The sequence below is a fragment of the Paenibacillus senegalensis JC66 genome (assembly GCF_000285515.1).
Taxonomy (GTDB): Bacteria; Bacillota; Bacilli; order Paenibacillales; family NBRC-103111; genus Paenibacillus_L; species Paenibacillus_L senegalensis.
Map to the genome: position 1 here is coordinate 703,957 of NZ_HE610958.1, position 17,086 is coordinate 721,042.

A 17,086-nucleotide genomic window follows, 5' to 3' on the forward strand; every position below is an offset into this window, starting at 1 on the left:
AGCTTAAACGGAATCCCTTACCTTCAGACTGCGCAGCCGGTTAATAGCTGCAGCCAGCTCCTGTCTTCTTGGCAGCGCCAAATCTCCAGGATGCTGGCCGGGGTATTCCCCCAGTCCGTCCAGACCATCCTGCTCGATTTGCGCAAAGACCAATTGTATAATCCGGGCTAATGTTCTTTTGCCGTCCGTGTGCTCCCGGACGGCTTTTAGCATAGCTGCCAAAGCCCTCGTCTGGCTCGGATCTACAAGCTGCTCCAAATAGTTCAAATCCAGACTCTGATTTCCGGCTAAAACCTGCTTCAAGCCTTTTGCGTCAACCTTATCCCGGCCTTTCCGCTCAAAGCTGAAGCTGCCGGGCAGGGGAATCCGCTCCATTAAGGGACCGAAACGGCCCCCTCCTTCCTTCTGGCGTTCCTCTCCCGCCTCTGCAATCCTTTTGGCTTCCTCCGTCACTTCTACCGCCCGGTAATTGTCCATCATGAGCACACGATCAGCCACAGCAAAATAATCACCTGAGCCGCCTAATACAACAATCGTGGATACTCCATGTTCGGCGTACAGCTCCCTTACTCTATCGACGAATGGAGTAATCGGCTCTTTGTCTTTATGAACCAGCTGCTGCATTTTTCGGTCACGCACCATAAAATTGTTTGCGCTCGTATCCTCATCCATCAGCAGCAGACGGCTCCCGGCCTCCAGTGCTTCCATGATGTTGGCTGCCTGTGAAGTGCTGCCGCTCGCGTCTTCCGAGGAAAAAGCCGTAGTCGATCGCCCAAACGGCAGATTGGATATAAAAGGAGAAATGTTAACCTTTTGGATGCTTCTCCCGTCCTCTGCACGAATTTTTCCCGCACTATTCTCAGTCAGGACGAATTCACGGCCATCCCCTGCAACATGATTGTAAACTCCTCTTTCAATTGCCTGAAGCAGAGTGCTTTTTCCGTGATAGCCCCCTCCTACTATAAGGGTGATGCCCTCCGGTATGGCCATTCCGCGAATAGGCTCCTGGCGGTGAGGAACAGGAATTGCCCTTTCCAGCTCATCAGGGGATTGAAACGGTACTGTCGTGCTCTCTTGCAAAGGCAGTGAACTGATCCCGCTCTGTCTTGGCAAAATGGAATCATTAGCGATAAAAGCAACCAAATGGTGTGTCCGCAAATAATCGCGGATGGCCTGCTGCTGATCCGCAATTTGCAAATGACGGATCAGCTCTTTTTCTTCAAAATGGGACAGCGCCCTGCTCACCAGCTGCGGAATCCTGCTGCATAACAGTTCAATTGCCTGTCTTCCTTTCACCGTCCGCCCATCGGCGGGAAGCCCTGCGGACAGTCGCACATCTATGTACTCGGGCGTTACCCGCACAGCGGTCCTTGGCAGCACTTCTTGTCCTGGAGCGTCCAAGTAAATTTGGCCGCTTTTGCCGCTGCCTGAAGCCCGGGTGCTTCCTTCCCGCCGCAAGCTCGCGTTCACCTGCCTGGCCAAAAAATCCTCCAGCGCCGTATGCCGCCAAGCTTCCGCCAGCCACTCCTGCTGCAGGGCAATTTTCCTGCTCGGCCATACCACACGAATTTTGGAAGGCGACGCAAAAGGATCGGACTGAACATGGTCGATAAACAGCTCAAAGCCGTCACCCGTATAGCTGCCGGCTATCGCTTTATACGCTTTGTAGCCTTTGCGGTCAATACTCAGCAGTTCTTTCTCCAGCAGCCGGATATCCCGCTGTGCCTGCCTCCTATTCTCCGTCTTCATGCGGGATGCAGGCGAACCTTCCCTTCGTTCTGTTCCTCTCCAGGAGGCTCGTGATCCGCTGCTCTCTATCGAGGCACTGTGCTCAGTCCCTCTTGGCTCTATTGGCTCTATTGGCCCCCTCGCCTCTATTGGCCCTCTCGCCCCTCTTGGCCCTCTCGCCCCTCTTGGCCCTCTCGCCCCTCTTGGCCTTAGAATTCTCTCTAATATTCAGATAAAATAACGGGGGCTGCCAGGGTCAATCTCCACTTCCCTACCTCTGTATCGCGATGCAAAGCTGCCTGCAGATGCATCTCTTTTCCGCCGGCCTCTACAGATTGCTGCAAAAGCTTGGAGCTTAGAGAGACACTCAAAGAATTGGCGTCCTCATAACGATCCAGCTCACCGGCTTGAAATTCGCGTTTAACTATATGCAGCACAGAGTCACGATCCGCTGAATCGTCAAGCCATCCCTGCACTTGTGTTTTCCATGCTTCATGGATGCCTAGTCCCGACAGGCGAGGAGCCATTGCTGCTTGCCACTTATCAGCTTCAGCTGCAGCACCCAGAACTCCCTCCCAACGAACCGTCACATAAGTCGTACGCCCGTCATTCATACCTACCATTCTGACCGTTTGCACCGCTTGATGCAGTTGAAGCGTCCATTCGGCCGCCGGCCTTCCATGAACTGTGGAATAGGTATACGCTCCTGACCCCGCCACCCTTTGACCTTTGTCGTTATAGGTCATTTTAGCATGTATAGGAAGATCATGGGGAGGATGACCGGCTATTTGCTCTATAACCTTTTTAAACAAAGCCTCAAACTCATCCTGATTTTCGTAAGTTTGCCACACTGCTCCCTGATGCACCATTAAGCTCGCGCTTGATGGCATGATTTCTGAGGCCAGCTCCGTAATCACAAGCAAATCTCTATCATTATTATCTTTATCCGCGCTATTATCTCTATCCGCCGCCGTAGGAAAAGGAAGAATCATTCCCAGTAAAAGTAGAGTGGCACTGAGCCATAGTCCAATCTCCAGCTTCTTGTTTAAAGACATAATAAAAGCTCCTTCCCCCGTATTATTGAATAAAAAGTGTAATTCGAATAAAAGTATCATGGGATAAAATTGTGCTTCGATGAACAGTATTATTAGATAAAAAGTTCTACTAAGCTCTTTATCTAGTGTGAACAAATCTACCAATTCTATACTCCCTAATAGAAAAATAAAATAGAGTCCTATCCTGCTTCCGGCCTCGCATGGTGGTGCGGTCAATAGATGTAACTATGACCGTATAGGCTTTACGGTGCTTTTGCGGCGCGTCACGACGCGTTCGCTGCACGATTGCGATGTCTCAGGCGCATTCGCGGTGCGCTTGCGGTGCACTTGCGGCGGCGCGGCAAGTCACGGCGCATTCACGGCATGTTGGCTCACTTACAAAGCGTCACGGCGCCTCAAGGCGCGTTTCTGATGCTAACGCCCGCTATTAGGCTGTCGATTGACTATAAAAAACAGTATGCAGCGGGCAGTGAAGTCGTTTTGCAGCCTGCTTCAAATTCTAACGCTTGCCACTGTCCTTATTTGAGCAAAATCAGGGGGTTAAAAATCGTAACGCTCACCATTGTCCTTATTTTGCTTCAAACCGCGGTTTTACCGCCTGTTTGACACAAATAAGAGCGAGGGCGAGCGTTAGCACAGAACGTCTTGCTGATCAAAGCGCGTTGGACACAGCTTGCTATTTTCCTTATTAAACAGAATCGGTTTGTCAGCTTTGCAGTCGTACTTGTCCATTACTTTTTTCCTGTTAACCAGCTAAAGTAATGCCGAGTATTACTTTGTCGTATTTAGCAATATTCTGACCCTTTTAATAATATTTCAACCTTTATTGTCACCTTCGTTGTCGAATGATCCATTATTTTGTGGGAGCGAAGACTGTGACAAGCTTTATTACCAGCAAGTACGACTTGTATCAATATGTATGACACATCAGTATGTGTGTGACTAGTAACGGTATTGTATAACAGGTATCAGTGTGTGTCAGGCATCAGTGGTTATGCCAGTCATTCGGCAAGTAAGTTTTCTGTGTAAATAAAACAGCCCCACATGATGAGCAATCTCGGGTAATCGCACCTTAACCACATGATTTGGAGCTTGTACGAATTTCGTCTGAAACACTGGCTGGTGCTCCTTAATAGCTTAAACCCCGGCATTTGTACGATTTGTCATACAAATTTCGGTAATCGCACCTCAATCACGTGCATTTGTACGATTTGTCATACAAATCTTGGGTAATTGCCCTTCAATCCCCTGTATTTGTACGACGTTTCATACAAATCTCCGGTATTCGCACCTCAACCCCATGCATTTGTACGACGTTTCATACAAAACGCAGGCAACAAGCCCGCGCAGCCCTTGAGCCCCGCCAAACCTTGGCTTTTCATGCTGGAGTTATGCCAGTCATTTGGCCAGTCATTTGGCAAGCAATTTTCGTGCAATTTGATTAATAAGAAAGGAAATCATACAATGAAATTATGGGCAGTATTGGTGGACAGAATCTTCAACGATCTGACGTTATTATTGCCGATTTGTTTCCAAAAGAATTACTAAACTAGCATTCTGCTTACAGCAGCACAGAAACTAACTTTGCAATGACTTCCATTTTTACAATAATGATTCGATATGAAGGAGGAGAGTTCATGACGAACGCACAAAACAAGTACGAGCTAGCCACATTCGCCGGAGGCTGTTTCTGGTGCATGGTTTCCCCATTTGAGGAACTGCCTGGTATTCATCGAATCGTTTCCGGATACACAGGAGGGCACAAGGAAAACCCGACTTATGAAGAAGTATGCAGCGATACAACGGGGCATTATGAAGCGGTGCAGATCACCTTTGACCCGGAAGTATTTCCTTATCGCAAGCTGGTCGACCTGTTCTGGATGCAGATCGATCCTACGGATCCCGGCGGTCAATTTTACGATCGGGGTGAATCATACCGGACGGCGATTTTTTATCATAGCGAGCAGCAAAAGGAAATTGCCGAAAGCTCCAAGCAGGAGCTTGAGCAGAGCGGACGCTTTGACAAGCCGATCGTCACTCCTATATTGCCTGCCAAAACGTTTTATCCGGCGGAAGATTACCATCAAAACTATCACCACAAAAACCCCGGCCACTACAAAAGATATCGGATCGGGTCAGGTCGGGATGCCTTCATCGAAAGCCATTGGAGCGCAGCAAAGCAAAGGGATGAGCTTCGTTCCAAACTGACCCCGCTGCAGTATGAGGTTACCCAGAATAACGCTACCGAAAGAGCTTTTCAAAACGAATTCTGGGATCACAAAGAAGAGGGGCTCTATGTAGATATTGTCTCGGGCGAGCCGCTTTTCAGCTCCAGAGACAAATTCGATTCCGGATGCGGCTGGCCGAGCTTCACAAAGCCGGTTCAAAGCCATATTATCAAAGAAGAGCTGGATGCCTCGCACGGAATGATCCGCACTGAAGTGCGCAGCCGTTATGCAGACTCCCATCTCGGGCACGTGTTCAATGATGGTCCTGCTCCTACCGGTTTACGCTACTGCATTAACTCTGCTGCATTAAGATTTATCCCTAAATCAAAGCTGAAAGAGGAAGGCTACGGCGAGTTTTTAAGCCTGTTTGAAGAAAAATAAAAAGACCCCGTCACAAACCAATAGGACGAGCAGCCCCGGAATCTTTTGCTCCAAGCGGCGCTCGTCCCTTTCCTATTTTCCCTCAACCTTAATCATCCTTTTCCTCACTTCCGATTACGATGCCATAACTTAAAATAGACTACCCTACCTATAAATATTATCCGCAAGATTACACATTATAGAAAGAAGAACATTTGCAAATATTGGCTCCAGGCCAAATGCAAACAAGAAAGGTTCGGAGGTAGCCTAATGGACATCTTAAAAGACTTGGGGATGGTCACCTTGCGCATAATCACGATTTTCCCTTTAGTCCTCGGAATTACGCTGTTAATTGGCAAACGCTCCATTGCCAGCATGTCCGTCTTTGATTATTTGATCATCATCGCGCTTGGTGCTATTATCGGAGCCGATCTTGCCGATCCTACTGTCCCTCATATACATACTGCTTATACTCTGGTCATCATTGGTTTGCTGCAAAAATATGTCGCTGTATGGGTGCTGAGAAGCCGGAAGTTTGGCAGCTTAATCACCTTCGAGCCAACGATTGTCATTCGCAGTGGACATTTTCAGAACAAGAGCTTAAAGAGGATTCATTACTCAATAGATAACGTTCTCCAGATGCTAAGAGATAAAGGGATTTTTGAAGTAAGCCAGGTGGAGCTTGCAATAGTCGAAGCTAACGGTACTTTATCGGTTTAAAAAACAGCAGATCAAAGACCGCTCACACCTCATGATATGGGAATAAAAAGCGATCAGGCAAGCATCAGTGTTCCCGTCATTCTGGAAGGGCAGGTTGATGAACAGGCCTTGGCCCATATGAAGCTGACGCCAGACTGGCTGAAGCTCCAGCTGGATTTATTGGGGATAGATGATTTAGATAAAGTCTTTTATGCATCGGTTAATGATCAGCATAAATTGCATGTCTCTCCCAAAATATCGGAGGATCCTGACCACTACACGGTCCCCCACTAAATAACATCACTTTCCCGCGATCGGGTCGCTTGCAGGTCAGACCGCTAATAGGAATGCCAAAGCGAGCTGAAATCGATATTCATCAGCTCGCTTTTTGGGGGAAAGATCCTACCGAACCGCTACGCTAACTGTCCAAGCTGATCAGGAGACACCTCTCCAGCCAAGCTCTCCCCTCTTAAAAATTGTTCCAGTTCATTCAGTACGTATTCGCCTATTCTTCCTAAACCGTTATTCACTGCCCCGGCAATATGCGGAGTTAAGATCACATTGGGCAGGTGGCGAAACGGGTGGTCCCCATCTGGCGGCTCTGGATCCGTAACATCTAGGCAGGCAAATAACCGGCCTTTTTCCAGCTCATTTACAAGTGCGGCTTCATCAATAATGGTTCCCCGAGCTGTATTAATAATGATCGCATCATCCTTCATCAAGCTTAGCGTATCCGCATTGAGCAGATGGCGGGTAGCCGGTATCGATGGAGCATGAATAGATACAACATCACATACGCGAAGAAGCTCTTCCAGCGAGCATGGTTTGGCCACAGTGTGAAGCGGATCATCTGCTGATAAAGTTGGATCATAAACATAAATATCGACCTGGAAATTCCGCAGCAGCCGAATGTAATGTCTGCCTGCTCTTCCAGCTCCAATCACACCCGCCTTTAGCCCGTAAAGCTCCTTGATCTGCTGTTTGCCTTCATTCCATCCCCCTTGGCGGGTGCTGGCGCTAAGGTTCCACATATTTTTCAACGAGACGATCGTGAACCCGAGAGCCGTTTCGGCAACTCCAACCGCCAGAGCATCGGCTGAGCTGGATATCCTTATTCCTCTTTCCCATAGCTCGGGAGTTACGACCGGTTTGATACTGCCCGCAGCATGCAGCACTAGCTGTAGATTAGGGGCCGCATCAAGTACACTGGCATCCAGCTTGGGAGAGCCCCAAGAGGTTATAAGAATATCAGCATTTCGCGCCTGAATATGCATTTGTTCTCTCGTCAGATGCTCCTCCGGCCAACTGATTTCCAGCCCGCTGTGAAGCAATCGCTGTTTTTCCTTTTCCCTAAAAATGCGCTCCAGCACGTGTCTTTCCGCCATTAAGGCTAAATTCATAATGATCCCTGCTTTCCCCCTGGTTAATTGGTAAAACTCCCACCACACCGATCCCTTAATCGGCAAGCGTGTACGTCTTCATCCGTAAAACTGCCAAGCATTCCCCCTGCAGTTGTCTGCAGGGGGAATGCGAGAAAGCCATTGCCGTTTAGTTCGGAGAGAAGTTTTTGGCGTTCTCAAAGCCTCCGCCCTCTTCGATTTGTCTAGTATACGTTTCAAAAATCTCTCTTCCTTTGTGCTTCGTCAACAGTTCTTCCAGATACTCAGGCCATTTTTCCACATCTAGGTCGCCAAACACAATGTTTGCATGAGTCGCGTTCATTTCTTTGCGGTAATCAGCAATGTTAACTCCTGCCGGCGGTGTCACATAGGGCCCGCCTGTGTAAGGGACGTATTTGTAGCTGCTGATCTCCGCGATGATTTCACGGTCGCGGTCTGTCTCGTCAGGATTAATGATCTCAAGTCCTATAGGAGTCGTATCCGACACACGAGTGAAGAAGTTATAGATCTCCAGGAACTTTCCATTTTCTGCATTGATTTTGTTGATGACATCCGGTTTCAGCGTAACGGTGTTGCCATCCCTCGTATAGGATTCACCCTCTAGACCGTAATGAGTCAGCAGGAATCCGTCAGGGCTTGCAAGGAAATCAAGAATATCCATAATGCGTTTTACTTTATCCGGTTCATTCTCGGCCAGCTGTACAGGAATAACAAACCCCAATGAGCCTTGCGGTGCGCTAGTAATTCCCTTTGCGTCCGGGAACGGGTTGAACGGCACAATTTCGGCCTCCGGGTTGATTTGTCTCGCCCGTGAGACTGCACTGGTTTCTATGCTTTCCAGCGCAAAATCCCGTCCGCCAGCTTTTACGATCCCGACCTTACCTTCAATCAAACGGTTTAAATGATCGCTTCCTTTGTTCAGGAACCAGTTAGGGTCTACGACCTTTTCTTCGATTAAAGCCTTAATATCTGCCAATACCTTTCCGGTATCCGGATGGGAGCCGGCATCAACCAGCTTTCCTTCATCCACATACATCGAGGAATAGAAGCCGTGATGCACCCATTGCGGCCAGTCAAACCCTACATTGGCCCCATTACCCGAAGTGCTGAAGCCGTAAGTGTCGTGATTGCCATTGCCGTCAGGATCATCGAAAGTGAAAGCACGCATCACTTCCAGTGTTTCTTCGTAATTGGTCGGAATAGACAACCCTAAATTGTCCAGCCAGTCCTTGCGGATATACCAAGCTGTATAAGGCCGCAGGTTAAACGGTGTCGGCGCCCGAAGACCATCCTCCACACCTTCGATCGTATAGTAACCCTGAAGCTCGGTCTCACTGATCCACTTGAAATAGTTAGGCATCGCTTCCGGAGTAAGATAAGGCCGCATATCCGCAACAAGACCATCTTTGGCATACGTTTGTGAGTCCCGGCCGCCAACCACAGCCAAATCTGGAGCGGTATTAGAAGCGAACCTTACGTTCATCCGGTTGGTTGAATCCGGGCCGCTGGCCATATGAGTAACGGTTAGATTGACATTAAACTTCTCATCAATAACTTGTTTAACAAAATCTTTATCACTGCTCGGAATCGATCCCCCGCTACCCGTCGGCACAAAAAACTCGATGTCATACTTGGTTTCGTAAGGGTTAGCCTCCGGCGTATCCGTTGGCGCCGAGGACGGGTCGGAGGCCGATGAGCTCGGACTCGGACTTGCGGATGGAGTATTCGTTGAACAGGCAGCGAGTAAAGGAAGCAGGCCGAAGATTGCGGTCATCGTAACCGCGGCTGATTTTTTCATGGACATGGAAATCCCCCTTAATTCCTGATCAATTTTAGTTTTCCTGAAAAACCTGTACATCCCGTTGCAATCATAATCACCCTTTTATCGCGCCAAGCATAACCCCCTTGGTAAAGTATTTTTGTACGAAGGGATACACAAGGAGAATGGGCAGAGTTGTCGTTACGACCATTGCCATACGTATAGCCATTGGAGGCAGCTCTGCTTCCAACCCCTGTACCTGGCTCATCATCTCCATACTCATATTAGGCTGTTGAAGCATATCGCGAAGGATGACCTGCAGCGGATAGAGCCGCTCACTGGTCAAATACATAATACCGGCAAAAAACTCGTTCCAGTGGGCTACCGCATAAAATAAGCCAATAGTAGCAATAATCGCTTTGGACAAAGGAAGAACGACAAGATACAGAGTCTGCAAATCATTGCAGCCGTCGATTTTAGCCGCTTCCTGAATTTCAATGGACAAATTCTCAAAGAAGGTCTTCGTAATCAACAGATTAAACGTAGATATCAAGCCCGGTATAATCATCGCCCAGATGGAATCGAGCAGGCCGAATTCCTTGACAACCAAATAAGTGGGGATCAGCCCTCCGCTGAAAACCATCGTAAACACGATTAGGAACAGGCAAATCTTGCGTCCCGGCAGCTGCTTGCGGGATAGCGGATAAGCCAGCAGCATGGTAAACACCAGGTTCAAAAAAGTACCCACGACCGTAATGGTAGCTGTTACTTTTAAGGATTGCGGCAGCCGCGGACTATCGAATATGGCTTGGTAGGCGCTGAACGTCACTTCCGAAGGAATCATCACGAACCCGCCGTTTCGCACCGTCTCTTGCAAAGGAGTAATGGACATCACGAACACATAATACATGGGAAACAGGGTCAGCAAACCTACGATAGTCAAAATAATATAGAATGAAGCGTCTATAATCCGGTCTGAAGTAGATTTAATTTGCGTACTCATCGTTCTGCCCCCTCTACCAGATGCCTGACTCATCGAATTTTTTAGCAAGGCGGTTTGCTCCGAGCACCATGATCAGGCCGACTACTGATTTAAAGAAACCTACCGCTGCAGCAAAGCTGAACTGCATCTCTTCCAGTCCTCGTCGGAAAACCCATGTATCAATGATATCCCCTACCTCGTACACCCGGGCATTGAGGAATATATAGACTTGGCCAAAGCCGGCATCCAATATATTTCCCATGCGGATGATAAGAAGCAAAATAATGACGCTGCGGATACCAGGCAGAGTAATATGCCAGATCTTGCGCCAACGGCTAGCCCCGTCAACGACTGCCGCTTCATAGAGACTGGGATCTATAGAGGTTAAGGCAGCGAGATAGATAATCGCTCCGAAGCCGACTTCCTTCCAAATCTCTGTAATGTACAAGATCGGTCGGAACCAGCTCTTCGATGTAAGAAAGTCGACCGGCTCCCTGCCAAAAAACTTTAACATCTCGTTAATAAGCCCATCCGCGGGGGCGAGGAAGGCTAGCGCCAAACCGTAAATAATAACCCACGACAGAAAATGGGGCATATACGAGATCGTCTGGATCGTCCGCTTAAACCATCGTGAACCAATTTCATTAAGGATCAAAGCAAGCAAAATATCAGGAACCATCCCGAAAATAATCTTGAAAACACTAATGACGATCGTATTGCGCAGCAAAATGAGAAACTCATGGCTGGAAAAAATGACCTCAAAGTGTTTAAATCCAACCCATGGGCTTCCGAAGATTCCCTTCATAATGTTGTAATCTTTGAAGGCGATTACAAGACCCGCCATCGGCAGATACTTAAAGCACAGGTAGTAAAGCATACCCGGAATCAGCATCAAGTACATCCATTTGTATTCTTTAAAGTTTTTCACAAACCGCTGCTTCAAGGTACGTTTCTTGATTGGGGGGCCGCCAATCGGCCCCGTCCCGGGCACAGCCGACTGTCCAGCAGATACATTCTCCATCTCTTCACACTCCCTGCATCTATAAAGCGCTTTCATTTGTGTAGTTTGATTATAGCGTGATTCCCTCTTCTGCTTGTAGGTCCATAATTTTATATTGTGTGCACTATTTGCAGAATCTGAAGTCCAAGACGCAAAAAACAGCCGGGCTCGGCACTCTTCCTGCCCGGCTGTGTAATACTTTAATTTATTACTTTCTCGCATTTTCTCACAATGTGCACGAAAACAGTCATGCCAGAAATTGATAGGCATAAATAGCAAGAAAGCAGTTCGAAGAGGTAGCTATTTGAATTCTCAGGCACAACTTCTGCATGAAAATAGCCAAGGTTGGCGGGGTTCGAGGGCTGCGCGGGCTTGTTACCAGCATTTTGTACGAAATGTCGTACAAATGCATGGGTTGAAGTGCGAATACCGGAGATTTGTATGAAACGTCGTACAAATACAGGGGATTAAAGGTCAATTACCCAAGAATTTGTATGACAAATCGTACAAATGCATGGGATTGAGGTGCGAATACCCGAGATTTGTATGACAAATCGTACAAATGCAAGGGCTTTAAGCTATTAAAGAACTGCAGCCAATGTTTCAACGAGTTGTGCCAGAACTGGAAGAAGGCTTGACTGTTTTCGTACAAGTTATGTGATTGAGTCGAATATTGAAGGCACGCGGAATACAAGAAACTTGTACGAAACGTCATACAAAATGACACTGCACTAAAGACTTGATCATCTATCATGATGGTGCAATTCCAGCCAAGTTACATTCCCGTAAAGTTACACTCCAGTAATCTACACTCCAGTAAAGTTACACCGTTCTTTTGTACTGGGTTGGCGTGTAGCCAATCCATTTTTTAAACATTTTGCAAAAGTAACGGTAATCCGTCAAGCCAACCGCTTGAGCGACTTCATAAATTTTCATATTGGTGCCTTCCAGCAGCTCTTTCGCTTTATGAATGCGGATCCGGTTGATGTAGTCCGATAAATACTCCCCGGTTTCCTGCTTGAACATTTGCCCGAGGTAAGCCGGGTTCAAGTGCACCGCTTGCGCTACATCGCTCATTTGCAGCGGCGTATGATAATGCTGCCCTACATATTGGCGGATCAGCCGGATTTCACGCCTCACTTCCTTGCCGCTCGCCCCGATCTGCGGAAGCAGCATATGCTCCTTAAGTCTTTCCCACCATTCCATATATTGCTCGCGGCTGCAGACAAGATCCAGGTTAAATCGCAGCAGCTTGCCTCCGGCAGCGGATAAAGCCGTACCGTGATCGATTACCCATTGCGCCACATCCAGCAAAAATTGCGGGGAATAAGCTGGTTCACGCATAACCAGAAGGCGGTCCAGAAGCTCCTTGAGCTTCCCCTCCTCCCCTTCACGCAGGGCACCGGTAATCGATGCCGCCATCTCCAGCGTATGTGCGCGGTCCGGCTCCGCATAGGGAAGAGCCGGGGATTGGCGGTCGCCTTTCTCCGTATAGTAAAAGCGGTCCAGCAAACGAGTCTGCCCCTCTTGAATGAGGGGAATTAGCCGCTCTCTTCCAGACGCAAGCTCGGATATATGAAACTGGCAGCGGACACCCAGACATGCCTCAGAGGCGGACGCTATCCGGGAGGCGAGCTCCCGCAGGCGAACCTGAAAATCAGCGAACCCGTCCTTAGCCGGACTAGAAGCTATCACGATGAGGCGGGTCGCCTTTCCGGGAAAAGCTGCTGCCTGTATCCGCTGCTCCCGAGCCAGCTCCTCAACCTTCTCTGCGAACCTTACTTGCCCCTCCAGAATTTCTTCCAGTTCCTGCAGGCCGAGCTTATTCCAGGGGAACAAGTCCCATAACAGCGAGATAACTGCATAATTCGTCCCTTCAAGATCGACCCATTCGCGGAACAGCAGGGCTGCGCGGTCTTTTTCCGGTCCTTCCTGACTAGAGAGCACCATGCGAAGCAAGTGGCTGCGCACGGCCCAATCTCTGGCTAACGATTCATGGGCTGAAGATCCTGCTCCACCACGGATGCCTTTTGTCCGTTCTTCCCATTCCGCAGCGACCTCTCTGCAGGCTTCTATAATTTGCTCCCTGGTCAGCCCTATCTTTAACAAGTAATTTTTGGCTCCCAGAACAACCGCCTGGCGGGCGTAGGCGAATTCGTCATGTGCGGTAAGAAAAATCAACTTCACTTGAGGCCAATGCTCGCGGACATAAGCCGCAAATTCCAGGCCGTCCATAACCGGCATCGTAATGTCTGTAAACACAAGATCCGGCAGCTCCTGCTCCATCATGGCAATCGCCTCACGGCCATTATGAGCCGTACCCATACAGCAAAAACCTGTTTCCTCCCATGGAATATGCTGGCTGAAGTGCTCCCGAACAACCTGCTCATCATCCACGACTAACACACGCAGTTTATCGCTCATTGCCGATTCCTCCCTAGTGAACAGAACTTATTCTACGCATGGCAGTTTAATTCGGACCAACAGCCCTTCCCCGGGATCGTTTTCAATTTTCAAACCGTAGGCCGGTCCATAGTAAAGCTGGATTCTTTCTTGAATATTCCTTAATCCCAGGTTATTAAGCCCTTTGAAGTTGCGGTTGTCCTCATGCTTTTCGAATAGACGGCGGATATCCTCCTGACGCATCCCCGGCCCGCTGTCGCTTACCTCAACTATGACCTGCCGCTGAGCGTTGATTTCCGCAGTGACAATAATATGGTTGCTTTGCTCCGAGGAGTTAAGTCCATAGAAAATGCTGTTCTCCACTAATGTAATCAAGGTTAGCTTAGGAATAGATACCCGTCTTAGCAGCTCATCAGGGATGACAATGTCAAGCTCAAACACGTCCCCGTAGCGGAGCTTCATCAGATCCGCATAATTCTGCAGCTGCTCCGCTTCCTGCTCAAGAGGTACAAGATCACCGACCTTATCAATCGAATATTTCAAGAGCCCCATGAGAGCTTTAATTAACGGGCCTATTTCTTTGGCGCGGTCTGTTTCACTTAACCAATAAAAAGCGTTTAAGGTATTGTATAAAAAATGCGGCTGGATCTGCGATTGCAGCACCTTAATTTCCTGTACGCGCTTTCGTTCCTCAGCTTGCCGCAGATCATCGAACAGCCCTTTGATGTTAACCATCATTTTATTAAAGTGTGTAGAAATAATAGAAAATTCGTCATTCCGCTTCAAATCGATGCGGGCATCAAAGCGGCCGAGGGAGCTGGCATTCATCTGGCGGATTATGCTCTTGATCGGTTTCTTAATATATAGAGCCAATCGATAGGAAATAAAAGCCGACAGCGATACCCAAGTGACGAGCAATAGCAGGAACTGCTTCTGCAGAAGAGACAGCAGCGGATAAGCGTTAGCTTCGTTAATGACGGCAAATACTATCCAGTCCCAGCGGTTATTGTCGCTTTTCAAAATCCGATAGCTGCCCTCGGCCGTTGTAACTGTGTTAAAATCGTTGCCCGTCTCCGCCATCGCTTCTCCCAGCACATGAATCATCTGATCTCGCTGAAGCTTCTGATCATAGTTGTCGATAGGGACATTGGAGGCGACGAATTTACCCGAACGGGAAAAGATATAAATATTTTGCTCCTTGCTCTGCCCGGACACCCCCAAGTGAGCGAAAGAATCCACGTTCAGCTCGAGGACAACCGTTATTTTACGATTCCGGTTATCATCCGGACTGAATGATTTCGCGACCGTTACCGCCCGGCCAAATCCCGAATCAAACGGATCACTCCACCAAAATCCCCATTGCTCAGTTTGTCTCGCTACTTCCTGGACCAAGTCCCGGGATAAATAATGCCGGTAAAGCTGAGGCGCGATATGTTGAATCTCTCCCCCTTCTATCACATAGGCTGCATTAATTTCGTTGGAGTTTAGAGAAAGGAAGCTGTTCATTAAGAGGGCATAATTCTCATCATTCAGCAGCTCGTAAATATCCGGGTTAGAAAAGTAGAGCAGTTGGGACTGTATATTCAGCATATACCACTTCAAATAATCTTCCACCTGTACAACAGAGGCCTGCAGGGATGCTTCCTGATTGTCTTTGATCAATACATAAATTGTCGAGTAAGCCAGCATGGCGATGGCCGTCATGCCTATAAGCACGGATATAAAGGTGTTCAGAAAAACTTTGGTGCTGATGCTTGTAAATAAAGGCTTGTGACGGATTTTGTTATTCACTCTGCTTATGAAGCGGTGGAATCTGTTGATCAGCCTGTTTACGACCATGGTCTCGCCCCAATTCTGCCAAATACAAAATGACAACGCTTCCAAAGCAAAAGGCCAATACCTTTTCTTTTTGAGGCAGCTACTTTTTCGTCATTATACAAACCTCTGCTCAAAAAATCCAGCTGTATAATTATAGAATTCGTGTTCAAATTATAGATTGGCGAAGCCGCTTGTTAACCCGGCAGCATCCCTATCGTTCAATAAAGTTAATGTATGAGTTGAGCTTGCCGGATTTGCATTGCTTTTTTTCGTTGAGATTGCGAGATTGCTTGCTAAATATTGCGACTTTGAACGTTTCGGTCATTTATTACCAAAATTTCTATCACCACACAGTAACAATACATAGCCCATCGCTGTTTACAAGAAAATATATAGCTCTTGCCCATTCTCGCAGTCATCATACTATTAATATTATCGTTTCGATCATAATAAAATGATTGATTCAGTCAAAATAATCAGTATAATGGAATTATAGGATTGATCATAAACTAAAGGAGTCGATAGACATGTCCGCTTTAGGCAAATTAACTTATCCGGAAATTTCATCCCAGCATGAAGCTATACAAAAGGCATGGGAACAGCTTCAAAGCCAACAGGATTGGGTGCAGCAATATGTCGGGAATGCAAGCTATGACGAGGTTGTTTTCATTGGTTCGGGCTCTTCGTATTACCAGGCTCAAGCTATGGCGGCCACGTACCGCAAGTGGATTGGCCGTGTAGCTACTGCGCATCCTTCATCCGATATTTTTTTGATTCGCGACACGGCAGTCGCCCGGGATCGTAAAATTTTGCTGGTCGGCGTATCCCGCTCCGGGGAATCCAGCGAAGTCATCCTGGCTCTAGAGTCCGTTAAAGATCTCGATAATTGGGACGTATGCGGGATCACCTGTTACGAAGACAGCAAGCTGGCCCAAATCAGCGACTGCCTGGTCTCTCCTCTTGGTAAAGAAAAGAGCACCGTCATGACACGTTCTCTGAGCAGCATGACTTATATGATGCAGGCCGCCATTGCCATGGCATCCGGCCAGTCCAAGCTGGTAGAGGAAATGGAGGAGGTTGCCCGCCTGAATGAAGCTGTGGTAAAGAAAGCGGACACCTTCGTTCAGGATTTCCTTAAAGACCGCAGCTTCAGCAATCACATCTATCTCGGTATCGGCGCCTATTACGGGCTAAGCCAGGAAGCTTGTCTGAAGCTGAAGGAAATGTCCTATGTATGGACCGAAAGCTTCGGGACTCTCGAGTTCCGCCACGGTCCCAAATCCATTGTAGACAAGAATTCTTTCATCTGTTTCTTTGTTTCGGAGCAAGCCCGCTCCTATGAATTAAAGGTTGCCCGGGAGATGCAGGAATATGGCGCAACAGTACTGCTGATGGTGGCTAAGGCCGGAGAAGACACAGCTTTTGCCGATGCCGTCTTTGAACTGGGCGGAGAGCAGCTCAGCGATGAAGCCCGCAGTGTTCTTTACCTTCCCCTGGTACAATATTTCGGTTATTATACAGCTATCCATTTATCCATCGATCCTGACAGTCCGCGCAACCTGACACAAGTCGTCAAGCTGTAGGAAACATGAACACTAATGCAGTCCTGTGCTTGTGCGGCCTGTGATTGCGCAGTCCTGTGCTTGTGCAGTCC

10 protein-coding genes and 1 pseudogene are annotated in these 17,086 nt (G+C 48.0%); 3 read left to right on the forward strand and 8 right to left on the reverse strand.

Annotation, left to right across the window (positions count from 1 at the left end):
• Window positions 1-3: 3 nt before the first annotated feature.
• The gene (locus tag PSHG_RS11545; protein WP_010272860.1) at window positions 4-1,749 is read right to left on the reverse strand and encodes an ABC-ATPase domain-containing protein; all 1,746 of its coding nucleotides are present in this window, start codon (window positions 1,747-1,749) and stop codon (window positions 4-6) included.
• 200 nt (window positions 1,750-1,949) lie between these two features.
• Window positions 1,950-2,783, reverse strand: coding sequence for a YwmB family TATA-box binding protein (locus PSHG_RS29345; protein WP_010272862.1), 834 nt, complete (start codon window positions 2,781-2,783; stop codon window positions 1,950-1,952).
• Window positions 2,784-4,420: 1,637 nt separating this feature from the next.
• Here PSHG_RS29345 and msrB point away from each other — a divergent pair.
• Both msrB and PSHG_RS31865 read left to right on the forward strand, forming a co-directional pair.
• Window positions 4,421-5,392, forward strand: coding sequence for a peptide-methionine (R)-S-oxide reductase MsrB (gene msrB, locus PSHG_RS11555; RefSeq protein ID WP_010272864.1), 972 nt, complete (start codon window positions 4,421-4,423; stop codon window positions 5,390-5,392).
• Window positions 5,393-5,665: 273 nt separating this feature from the next.
• Window positions 5,666-6,364: pseudogene (locus tag PSHG_RS31865) on the forward strand (DUF421 domain-containing protein).
• A gap of 119 nt (window positions 6,365-6,483) precedes the next feature.
• Here the strand turns inward: PSHG_RS31865 and PSHG_RS11565 are convergent.
• From PSHG_RS11565 to PSHG_RS11590, 6 genes are all read right to left on the reverse strand, one after another.
• On the reverse strand, window positions 6,484-7,470 hold the full coding sequence (locus PSHG_RS11565) for a hydroxyacid dehydrogenase (RefSeq protein WP_010272866.1): 987 nt from the start codon (window positions 7,468-7,470) through the stop codon (window positions 6,484-6,486).
• Between the two features lie 148 nt (window positions 7,471-7,618).
• Window positions 7,619-9,268 (reverse strand): extracellular solute-binding protein, encoded by a 1,650-nt coding sequence (locus PSHG_RS11570; RefSeq protein ID WP_010272868.1) that lies wholly within the window; start codon window positions 9,266-9,268, stop codon window positions 7,619-7,621.
• A 76-nt stretch (window positions 9,269-9,344) separates the two neighbouring features.
• Window positions 9,345-10,232: a carbohydrate ABC transporter permease gene (locus PSHG_RS11575; RefSeq protein WP_010272869.1), complete on the reverse strand. Its 888-nt coding sequence runs from the start codon at window positions 10,230-10,232 to the stop codon at window positions 9,345-9,347.
• Window positions 10,233-10,245: 13 nt separating this feature from the next.
• Window positions 10,246-11,232, reverse strand: a complete 987-nt coding sequence (locus tag PSHG_RS11580) for an ABC transporter permease (protein WP_010272870.1) — start codon at window positions 11,230-11,232, stop codon at window positions 10,246-10,248.
• Window positions 11,233-12,033: 801 nt separating this feature from the next.
• Window positions 12,034-13,635 (reverse strand): response regulator transcription factor, encoded by a 1,602-nt coding sequence (locus PSHG_RS11585; protein ID WP_010272871.1) that lies wholly within the window; start codon window positions 13,633-13,635, stop codon window positions 12,034-12,036.
• 27 nt (window positions 13,636-13,662) lie between these two features.
• Entirely contained in the window at window positions 13,663-15,453 is a 1,791-nt protein-coding gene (locus tag PSHG_RS11590) for a sensor histidine kinase (protein WP_010272872.1), read from the reverse strand.
• A 506-nt stretch (window positions 15,454-15,959) separates the two neighbouring features.
• Between PSHG_RS11590 and PSHG_RS11595 the strand changes: the two genes are divergently transcribed.
• Window positions 15,960-17,015, forward strand: a complete 1,056-nt coding sequence (locus tag PSHG_RS11595; RefSeq protein ID WP_010272873.1) for an SIS domain-containing protein — start codon at window positions 15,960-15,962, stop codon at window positions 17,013-17,015.
• The last annotated feature ends 71 nt before the right edge of the window (window positions 17,016-17,086 follow it).